This is a genomic window from Lacinutrix sp. (genome assembly GCF_023299985.1).
In the GTDB taxonomy this organism is placed as follows: Bacteria; Bacteroidota; Bacteroidia; order Flavobacteriales; family Flavobacteriaceae; genus Lacinutrix.
In genome coordinates this window covers 1-9,790 of the sequence record NZ_JALZVX010000215.1, presented here as the reverse complement: position 1 = coordinate 9,790, position 9,790 = coordinate 1, and the positions used below count along the sequence as shown (strand labels likewise).

Below are 9,790 nucleotides of genomic sequence, written 5' to 3'. Positions count from 1 at the left end.
CACATATTTGCAATGTCTTCTTCGTGTGTTACCATTAATATGGTTTTACCTTCATCGTTAAGAGATTGTATAAAATCCATAATCTCATGCGATGTTTTGGTATCTAATGCTCCTGTTGGCTCATCTGCCAATAATAATTTTGGGTTTGCAGCTAATGCTCTTGCAATAGCTACACGTTGTTTTTGTCCACCAGATAACTCGTTTGGTAAGTGTGTTGCCCAATCTCTTAATCCTACTTTTCCTAAATGAAATAACGCTTTTTCAATGCGTTCTTTACGCTTTAAGCCTTGGTAATATAATGGCAAAGCCACATTATCTAGTGCGTTTTTATAATTTATTAAGTTAAAAGACTGAAAAATAAAGCCTAAAAACTTGTTTCTATATATAGCTGCTTTTTTCTCGGTAAGATTTTTAATAGGTACATTATCTAAAATGTAGTCACCCTCATCTGCCTCATCTAGCATACCTATAATATTAAGTAAGGTAGATTTCCCTGATCCAGAAGAACCCATAATGGCTACCATCTCTCCAGCTTCTACAGAAAGATCAATTCCTTTTAATACGTGTAAACTAGAATCACCAATAGGATAAGATTTGTGTAGCTTATTGATTTTGAGCATAATGATTGGTTTTTTTGATTGATGTTTACTACATCATATCTATTAGACTACAAAGGACAATATTTGTTACAGGAAATGTGTAAAAAATATGTTAAAAAGCTATTTAATATATCCGTTAATAGGAATTCTAATTTCTTTAGCCGGAAAATTACCTGTAATCTTAATAAATTCACTTATCACTCCTTTATCATTATTTGCATGAAATACCATAGGAATATATAATGTATCTCCTACAGGAAAATACTGTGTAGTTTCTTGAATACTAATTGATTTTGATGATTTTTCTATTTTATAAAACAGCAATGGTTCTTTTGAAGTTTTAATGAAAAGAATATTAATACGTTTGAACTCTTTTTTATTTAGCGTATCTATTTGAATACTTTTTGTAATAATTCTTAAGTTGGAAGTTATACTATAACCAATGTTTTTTTCTTTAGTTAAAAAAACATTACTATAATAGCAAAGAATATAAATAGTATCCATCTATATTTATTTTTCATCTTTTTTGTACTTTACTTTTAAACCTATAAACAAGCTAGTGTAATACTTCTTTTTAAATGGAGATTTTCTTTTATTTAAATACCATTGTTTCCCTCTATACCTAGACCAACTAAAAGGTTTATTTGTATGCGACTTAACTAGAGTAGGAGCTACAACATACATAGAATTGCTTGGCGCTTTAGGTTCTGGATTTATTGTTTCTAAACCAACTATAATACCATTTTTTGGAAATTTAATATTAAACTCTTTAAGATCTATTATTATTTTATAAGTTTTATTAAGTGGTTTTACTATAATATTTTCATAGCACAATAATTTTCCTGGATTAAATAACGAATCTTGTTTTTCAAAAAACTTAACTCTAAAAAAAGCTTTGTATGTTTTTATAGACGACTCCTTTTTTTCTTTAAAAGATAAAATTACTTTTTCAACTTTTCCATCTTTACCTTTTTCATTTTCAATATAAGTTACATTTTCGCTCCCAAATGGAACAGAGCTACTAAATAAACCTTTATGCTTTATTTTAAGTTTATTCTCACTGGTATATCTTGCTTTTTTAACCTCTAAGATAACCTCGTCTAAACTACTTGTTTCTGGTTTTAGAGGAATAATATTACTCTTAGAGAGTAAAAAACTTTCAATTGCAACAATTTTTGTTTGGTAACCTAAGTAGGATATAATTAAGCTGTCTTTTTTATATTTTTCTATTTCTGGAAATAGGAAAAAACCATCTTCATTTGAAGCAACGCCTTTGTCTTTTGTATTAAGCGCTATGTTTGCATAAATTAATGGTTTTTGACTTATTGCGTCTATAACTTTTCCATTAAGTGATTGTCCCTCAACAAAAAAAGAAATAAAAAAAAAAGAAATAAATAATAAAATATTTTTCATAAACTTAAAATTAAAAGAGCCTTTTTTTTTTAAAGGCTCTTTACTTTTAATTACATTAACTTATGGCCACTGTGAGCAACATGTATCTCCATCAAGTTCAATAGGAGATCCATCACTATTACAAAACACATCTTCCTGAGTATTATAGTGAATTAATCCAAAAAATGCAGAATCATATGACCAAACTACTAGGCAACCATCATCATTAATATAATTACCTGAATGGTGTTTTGCTTCTGCTTTTAGTGAATACAACATTGAACTTGCAAAAATAGCAACTAATGCTAAACTTTTTAATTTTTCATTTAAATAAAATTATTTGGCTAATATTTATGAATGTTCAAAAAAAAAGCATAAAACAAGAAAAAAGTCATTTATTTACTCTCTTAGTTCTAAAATACTTCCAATAAATAGCAAAACCAACTAGAAATACTAAAATATAAGGTATTGCCATTAAATAAATAATACCATCGTTAATACTTTTTGCTGCACCTTGGCCTTCTTCGTTTTCTAAAACTGCACGACACATGGCGCATTGTGCATTAGTCTTTAGGAAAAAGAAGAGTGAGAAAAGAAAGAATAATATTTTGTTTTTCATATATATACTAGCATTGTTTCTCGATACAATTTCTGGTACCTCGAAATCACTCGAAGTGACAATAGATTTAATTATTTAGATTCTTCGCTGCGCTCTAAATTACAAGTTATACATAATAAGGCGATATCATTAAATACACAATAACACCAGTTACAGCAACGTATAACCACAATGGAAATGTTATACGTGCAATTTTTTTATGTCTTTCAAAATTATTAGAAATCGCTCTTACATAAGTTATTAATACAAATGGAATAACAACGATTGATAATATAATATGTGTTATTAAAATGAAATAATAAACATATGCTATTGCGCCTTCACCACCAAACTTTGTAGAATCGCTTGTCATGTGGTAAGCTATATATAACAATAAGAACACTACAGATAGTGAAATAGCAAGTTTCATTAACCTTTCGTGAAGCGTTCTATTGCCTTTTTTTATTGCCGAAACAGCTACTAAAAGTATTACAGCTGTTAATCCGTTTATGGTTGCATAAATTGGTGGTAGAAACGTTAAAGGCTCTACATTAAAACCAAAGTCTTTTAATTTAATACCAAATAATCCTGCTACTGCTAAAGGAATAATGATTGATAATGCAACAATCCACTTGTTGTATTTTTTTTCGTTTTGTATGTTTTCCATAACTAAATTTTAATTACTTCTCGATACAATTTTTCGTACCTCAAAATCACTCGAAGTAACATTTGAATTATTTACTCGTTTAATAATTTTTTAATATCTTCTTTTAGCATTGTAATTTCCTGTTCATTACCATCTTCATCCATTTTTTCCTTTTCACTAATAATACCTTTGTAAAATATTTTTGGGTTACCAAATGCATCAAATCTTGAACGTATAAATCCATTTTTATCTATTAAAGCAAAATCTCCTGAATGCTCAAAACCTGCGTCATCATCTTCAACTTTACCAACAAAAATATTAAAACCAACGTTTGCTAATTTGTATATTTCATCTTCTTTACCAGTTAATAAATTCCAATTAGTATTTGTAATGCCGTAACGTTCTGCATAAGCTCTTAATACTTCTGGAGTGTCTAGTTCTGGAGAAATTGAAAAGGAAGCAACACCAAAATTAGTTTCATTTTTAAAAACATTTTGTATATCTACTAAGTTTCTATTCATTCTAGGACAAATAGTTGGACATGTTGTAAAAAAGAACTCTACAACGTAAACTTTACCTTTATAATCGTCTTGTGTAATTGTTTCTCCATCTTGATTTGTAAAACTAAATGCTGGCACTTTTTTTGGCTTTCCATTTATTTCTATAAAAGCTAATTTGGATTTATCTTCAAAATTATTGTCTTGTCCTGTACTTATTCTATCGTTTCGAGTAACGTCGTCGTTTTTAATTCTATCTACTATTTTTGGAATAAAAATGATTCCGAATAATAAAATAATAAAAGCAATGCTTATGTAGGAGTAGTTGTTTTTTTTCATTTTACTTCTTTAGTCTTGGCCTTCGCTTAACCTAACAATTAAATTAATTTTCAGTGTTTTCTTTATCAGGATTAAGGTCTTTGGCTCTTCGGTTAGAGGAGTCTACTTTATTTCTGCCAGATTTTCTATATTCTTCTAAAAGCACACGCATATCTTCGGCAGCCAATTTGTTTTTAATTATTGAAACTTCAGAACAATTGTAAGCCGTTAGTGGATATATTCTAGCTTCTTTTTCAAGCTCTTTTTTAGATCTATCATCAAGTCTTCCGCGTTGATTTAACTCTTTATCAATTACAAACACACTATTGGTTGCTAGGTTTGTATCTAGCTGTAAACTTGTTCTAAGACTATTAAAAAGCTTATTAATATCTTTATCGCTTGCGTATACAAAATGCCAATATTTGTGCTCGCTGTACTTATTTAACTCTTGAATTAATCTACTTGTTCTATCTTGAGAATCTAAAGTCACTAACATGACTATTTGGAATTTTTTAAAGCCTTTAAACTTATTATAGATAAGTTCTTTTAAATTTGAAGCTTCTACTATTCTAGATTCTGGATCACTCCCTAAAAAGCCTAAAACTGTAATATGATCTTTTAATTGAATGTCTGAATTATTTACAGAAGATAAATTAGTAATATCAAGTACTTCTTCTTTTACAACATCTAATATATTATAGTTGTTTGTAGAAGGATATAGCATGAGTAAAAAAACAACTGGAAGAAAAAACAATACTCCTAGAATCAAGTATTTTTTAATAGGTTTCTTACTCATAATTTGTTTCAATTTATTTGAGTTACAAAAATAAAAAAGGTGGTTTTAAAAAACCACCTTTTACTATATTTTAACTAAATTATTATGTGTCATTTTACTTAAAAATCACGTTTAATATATCCGTTTGTATATACACCTTCAATGTATCCTGCTTCTTGTAGAAGTATAAATACTAAATAACAAATTAAAAATACTCCTGTCCATACAACCATACGTCTTAACGCTTTAGTTTCATCTCTCATGTGCATAAAATCCCAAGTAATATAGTATGCTTTAACAATAGTTAAAACTATAAATATGAAGTTTAAAGGTTTCATGTATATTAAAGGAGAAAAGAAAATATTTCCAAGAGTTGCTAAGAAACCGCCTTCAAATGGAGTCATCCAAGTATGCATAAACATCTCTGGCTTATAGATACCTAAACCTACTTCTATTAAAGTAATAAAAGTTAAGAAAGCTAAAACGCCCCAAATTTTTTGGATGTTAGATTTAAACTTCCATAATCCTCTAAATATTTCTAATTTATGTTCGTGTGCCATTTTTTAAAATGCTTTTTATTTATATTTCCTTCTTAATTAAAACTTGTTTTGCATAAACAAAGGAATGATAATTATTTTATTAGATTTCCTGCTTCAAGGAAATTACTATGCTGTGTTTATACTAAGTAGAAGAATGTGAATACAAATACCCAAACTAAATCTACAAAGTGCCAATACAATCCTACTTTCTCTACCATTTCGTAGTTTTTACGTCTTTCATAAGTACCTATAATAACGTTAAAGAAAATAATAATATTAATTACAACTCCAGAGAATACGTGAAAACCGTGGAAACCTGTAATAAAGAAAAAGAAATCTGCAAATAATGGCGAACCATATTCGTTTACCTTTAAGTTAGCACCATGTACTACTAGTGTTCCGTTTGCTTTTAGTTGTTTTAATGATTCAGCACGAGTTAAAACTGTTTTCTCACCTTCATCATTAATAATTTGGTTTCTAATGAGTACATTTTCATGTGCTGCTAAACCGTTATAAACTTCGTCTATGGTATATTCTGGAAGCGCACCTTCGGTTTCGTACCATAGTCCATTTTTACTTTCGTGCTGTACTCTATCTCCATGTGCTGCTTTTGCAAAATCTGCAATAGCTACACGCTTAAATTTTTGTTCTCCATCTTCATTTACATACTCACCAAACTGTAAAATATTACCACCTTTTGTTTTTACAGCTCCATATTCTCCTTTAATAAACGTGTTCCATTCCCATGCTTGAGAACCAACAAATATTAAACCTCCAATTACAGTTAAGAACATGTACCATGTTACTTTTTTCTGATTCATGTGATGTCCAGCATCAACGGCTAATACCATTGTTACTGAAGACATGATTAGTACAAACGTCATAAACGCTACATAGATCATTGGATAATTACCATGAAAGAAAGGTACGTGAGTAAAAACCTCGTCTGCAATTGGCCAAGAGTCAATAAATTTAAATCTTGAAAAACCATAAGCAGCTAGGAATGCTGAAAATGTTAAAGCATCGGAAACGATAAAAAACCACATCATCATTTTACCATAACTTGCTTTTAGAGGATCTGTTCCTCCTCCCCAAGTTTTACCTTCTGTTCCAGTAGTTGCAACTGTAGTATTCATATAGTTGAGTTCGTTAATTTTAAATATTTTACAAAAATAATCATTTTCTACTTCTAAAGAAATGTTAAACTATAATTTTTGAGCCTTGATTTGTATGTTTTATAAATTCTGTTTTTAGTATTCTCTTTTCAAGAGTAATTCTAGCCTACAAAATACATTAGTAAATACAAGAATATCCACAGTATATCAATAAAATGCCAGAATGTTCCTGCCAATTCCATACCCAACTTATTATCTGCTGTGTACTTTTGTTTAAAATGATTATAAATTACAACCAATAAACAAATTAGTCCTACTGCAACATGCAATAAGTGAAAAAATGCAATTAAAAATATAAATGAAGCCTTAGGATTACTAGTTTCACCTGTAAAGTAATAACCAGAATCTATAAGTGATTTAAAGCCTTGAAATTGAAGTATTATAAACACCACACCTAACACAAAAGTGGTTATTAATAATAATGTTGTTAACTGTCTATTGTTGTTTTTTAAAGCGCGTTGTGCAAATATATATGCAATACTACTTGCTATTATTACAAAAACGCTTATTAAAAATACTTGTGGCAACTCTAATTCTTTAGACCAATCTGGACGTGTACGGCTAATAATAACAGCACTTGTTAAACCTGCAAACGACATAAACAATGCTATTAGACCAAACCAGAGCATCATTTTTTTTGAGCGTTCTTGTTTTTCTTCGAAAGTTCCTTGGGTTAAATCCATAGTTATCTAATAAATTTATCTACAACGTAAATAATTTGTATTAATGTAATATAAGCGACACTTGCTAGCATAAGTTGCTTGGCTGCTTTTTCTGTCATTTTTTTAAATAACTGAATGGCATAATACAGCATAAATAAACCTAAACCAAAAACAACTGTTGCAGCTAGATAAGACAATTCTAGTTTTCCTGTTATACCAAAAACAGGAACAATAGAAATTAATATTGTCCAAACCGTGTACATAATTGTTTGTACTGCTGTGCCTTTATCTTGCTTTCCTGTTGGTAACATAAAGAAACCTCCTTTTTTATAATCGTTATATAAAAACCAGCCTATTGCCCAAAAATGTGGGAATTGCCAGAAAAACTGCAAAGCAAATAAGGTGCCTGGTTCAATACCAAAATTATCTGTGGCAGCAACCCAACCTAACATAAAAGGTATGGCTCCTGGAATAGCACCAACAAAAACAGATAATGGTGTTTTTGTTTTTAATGGTGTGTAAACACAGGTATATAAAAAAATAGAAATAGCACCAAATAGAGCTGTTTGTGCATTTATATAATACAAAATACCAATACCTAAAATGGTAAATACTGTGGCGATTATAAATGCAGTACGCACTGTCATTCGGCCTGCGGGAATAGGACGGTTTTTGGTTCTATCCATTAAAGCATCCAAATCTCTTTCTATAATTTGGTTGTATGCGTTAGATGCGCCAACCATAAAATAACCTCCTAAAGCCAGTAAAAAAAGTGTTGTAAAATTTACTTGATCAACACCAAGTAAATAACCAGCAACTGAAGAAAACACAACACTTAATGCTAAACGCATTTTCGTGATTTCTTTAAAATCTGAAATTAATGAAGGACTCGCTATTGTGGTTGCTGTACTCAATCTATTGCTTTGCTTTTAAGCTATTTGTAAGTGCTTAAAAATTTGATGCAAAGATACGTTGTAAAAGTAGATTTGTGAAAGAAAACCACAAGCTTTTTTGCTTGTGGCTTTTATTTGTATGATTATGTTAAATTCAAAAAAAATTAATAATTTAGGTTTGAGAACAGACTATTAAAAGTTTTATAAATTTTCCATTCTAAAAGTCCAGAATCTAAATTCAATTTCTTCTCAAATAAATAAATTTTTGGTTCATGACTACTTGAAGAAAACACAATAGCTTTTTTACCATCTATGGAAAAAACCGGTTTACTAGAATTAAACTTAACAAATTTATATGTTTTATGTTTTTCCTCTATCTTATCGCTATAGATTGCTATTTTTTCACTTTTAAAATCTAACTTATCAAAACTAAAATCATTTCTTTTTAACTGCTTATTATAATTTTCTCTATTTTCTTTGCTAAAAAAAACATGCGTTAAAGAGTCCTTAACTTTAGACAACACACCATCTTCAACAAATGGATTTTTATTAAAAAAACTAATATGCCAATTATAATCATTACACTCTTTGAAAACAATTCCATGTTCTTTAACTCTTTTTAATGCTGTTCTTTTTAGAATTTCATTATTTAATGAAATTAAAACAGCAGTTTCTACATTTGTTTCTTGCGCTTTACAATTTAAAAAAGCACAAGCAATAACAACTAATAATAATACTTCTCTCATAAATTTGAATATTAGTAACATGGGTCGTTAGTATTATTTATTTGATTAGCTTGAGGTGAAGCTACGTTATTTAAAATATTACCAGATACGTCATAGGTCTGATAAGGATGTGGATTATTAAATAATTCTGCTATACCAATTGCATTTATCAATTGCTGCTCATTAAAATCAAAATCATCAAATTCTGGTGTTTCCTCTAAAGAGCCTGACCAAACTAGACTCTCTAGATAATCTGATTGCATAACAGGAGAATCTGCTGAATAGCCTAATGATACTCCTACAGTTTGTAGTGTAACAATCATACCATCTATAAACGTATTTATATAATTATGCTGCAAAACATTAGCACTGCCAATATAATTTTCAGGATTAGTAGTCACTAAATATAGAACGTACGATAATACTAATGTATTATAATCTGGATCTGTATTTGCATCTGGATCTAAGCCTTGATCCACAAATTGACCAGTTTCAAACAAATAAACTAAGGTAGCATGTAGTGTTTCATGCAGAGCAACTTTTGCTATAAACATATCAGTACTATTATTTAACATTGAATTATTCAATAGCACATCAATATTACATGAATTGTTTTCGCAATCTGCTAAAGGCAAAACTGCGCCTTGGGCACCATTAGGAATATCAGTATTTTTATATTTGATAGTATAATCTTTATTTTGATTAAAATACCCTAAAATTGTTTGCGATAAGGTAGATGAGTTATTTAAAACTTTTTTAACAACCTCTTTAGCGCATTTTTGATCTATATCATATATAATTTCATTAATAAAATCTACCTCAAAACCATCACAAATAGCTTGAGCTGCTAATTGAGCAAAAGCAATATTTGTTGAGTTAGCATTCACATAATCTAATAAGGCATTAGTTGCATCACAATTATCTAGATCTTCTAAACAACTTGTAACTTCTGGAGTTAAACCTAAATTTGT

The 9,790-nt window shown here is 29.3% G+C and carries 14 protein-coding genes; all 14 read right to left on the bottom strand.

Features of this window, described 5'->3' with window-relative positions; all coding sequences use genetic code 11:
* Positions 1 to 620, bottom strand: a 620-nt coding sequence (locus Q0C58_RS11565) for an ABC transporter ATP-binding protein (protein WP_290701700.1), incomplete at its 3' end; no start/stop codon positions are given.
* Positions 621 to 719: 99 nt separating this feature from the next.
* On the bottom strand, positions 720 to 1,103 hold the full coding sequence (locus tag Q0C58_RS11560; protein ID WP_290701698.1) for a DUF1573 domain-containing protein: 384 nt from the start codon (positions 1,101 to 1,103) through the stop codon (positions 720 to 722).
* 6 nt (positions 1,104 to 1,109) lie between these two features.
* Complete coding sequence (locus Q0C58_RS11555) at positions 1,110 to 2,012, bottom strand: carboxypeptidase-like regulatory domain-containing protein (protein WP_290701696.1); 903 nt, start codon at positions 2,010 to 2,012, stop codon at positions 1,110 to 1,112.
* A 60-nt stretch (positions 2,013 to 2,072) separates the two neighbouring features.
* Positions 2,073 to 2,270, bottom strand: a complete 198-nt coding sequence (locus tag Q0C58_RS11550) for a hypothetical protein (RefSeq protein ID WP_290701694.1) — start codon at positions 2,268 to 2,270, stop codon at positions 2,073 to 2,075.
* 112 nt (positions 2,271 to 2,382) lie between these two features.
* Positions 2,383 to 2,610, bottom strand: a complete 228-nt coding sequence (locus tag Q0C58_RS11545; protein WP_290701692.1) for a hypothetical protein — start codon at positions 2,608 to 2,610, stop codon at positions 2,383 to 2,385.
* Positions 2,611 to 2,716: 106 nt separating this feature from the next.
* On the bottom strand, positions 2,717 to 3,256 hold the full coding sequence (locus Q0C58_RS11540; protein WP_290701690.1) for a DUF420 domain-containing protein: 540 nt from the start codon (positions 3,254 to 3,256) through the stop codon (positions 2,717 to 2,719).
* A gap of 71 nt (positions 3,257 to 3,327) precedes the next feature.
* Positions 3,328 to 4,071 (bottom strand): SCO family protein, encoded by a 744-nt coding sequence (locus Q0C58_RS11535; protein WP_290701688.1) that lies wholly within the window; start codon positions 4,069 to 4,071, stop codon positions 3,328 to 3,330.
* 43 nt (positions 4,072 to 4,114) lie between these two features.
* Positions 4,115 to 4,846 (bottom strand): hypothetical protein, encoded by a 732-nt coding sequence (locus Q0C58_RS11530; RefSeq protein WP_290701686.1) that lies wholly within the window; start codon positions 4,844 to 4,846, stop codon positions 4,115 to 4,117.
* Between the two features lie 98 nt (positions 4,847 to 4,944).
* Entirely contained in the window at positions 4,945 to 5,385 is a 441-nt protein-coding gene (locus Q0C58_RS11525; protein ID WP_290701684.1) for a cytochrome C oxidase subunit IV family protein, read from the bottom strand.
* Positions 5,386 to 5,501: 116 nt separating this feature from the next.
* Positions 5,502 to 6,500 carry a cytochrome c oxidase subunit 3 gene (locus Q0C58_RS11520; RefSeq protein ID WP_290701681.1) on the bottom strand — a complete coding sequence of 333 codons (999 nt, stop codon included), beginning with the start codon at positions 6,498 to 6,500 and terminating at the stop codon, positions 5,502 to 5,504.
* A 140-nt stretch (positions 6,501 to 6,640) separates the two neighbouring features.
* Positions 6,641 to 7,222 carry a cytochrome c oxidase subunit 3 gene (locus tag Q0C58_RS11515; RefSeq protein ID WP_290701678.1) on the bottom strand — a complete coding sequence of 194 codons (582 nt, stop codon included), beginning with the start codon at positions 7,220 to 7,222 and terminating at the stop codon, positions 6,641 to 6,643.
* A 2-nt stretch (positions 7,223 to 7,224) separates the two neighbouring features.
* A complete protein-coding gene (gene cyoE, locus Q0C58_RS11510) occupies positions 7,225 to 8,115 on the bottom strand; it encodes a heme o synthase (RefSeq protein WP_290701675.1) in 891 nt (296 codons plus the stop codon).
* Between the two features lie 143 nt (positions 8,116 to 8,258).
* The gene (locus Q0C58_RS11505; protein WP_290701672.1) at positions 8,259 to 8,840 is read right to left on the bottom strand and encodes a hypothetical protein; all 582 of its coding nucleotides are present in this window, start codon (positions 8,838 to 8,840) and stop codon (positions 8,259 to 8,261) included.
* Positions 8,841 to 8,851: 11 nt separating this feature from the next.
* On the bottom strand, positions 8,852 to 9,790 hold a 939-nt coding region (locus tag Q0C58_RS11500; protein WP_290701669.1), incomplete at its 5' end, for a hypothetical protein.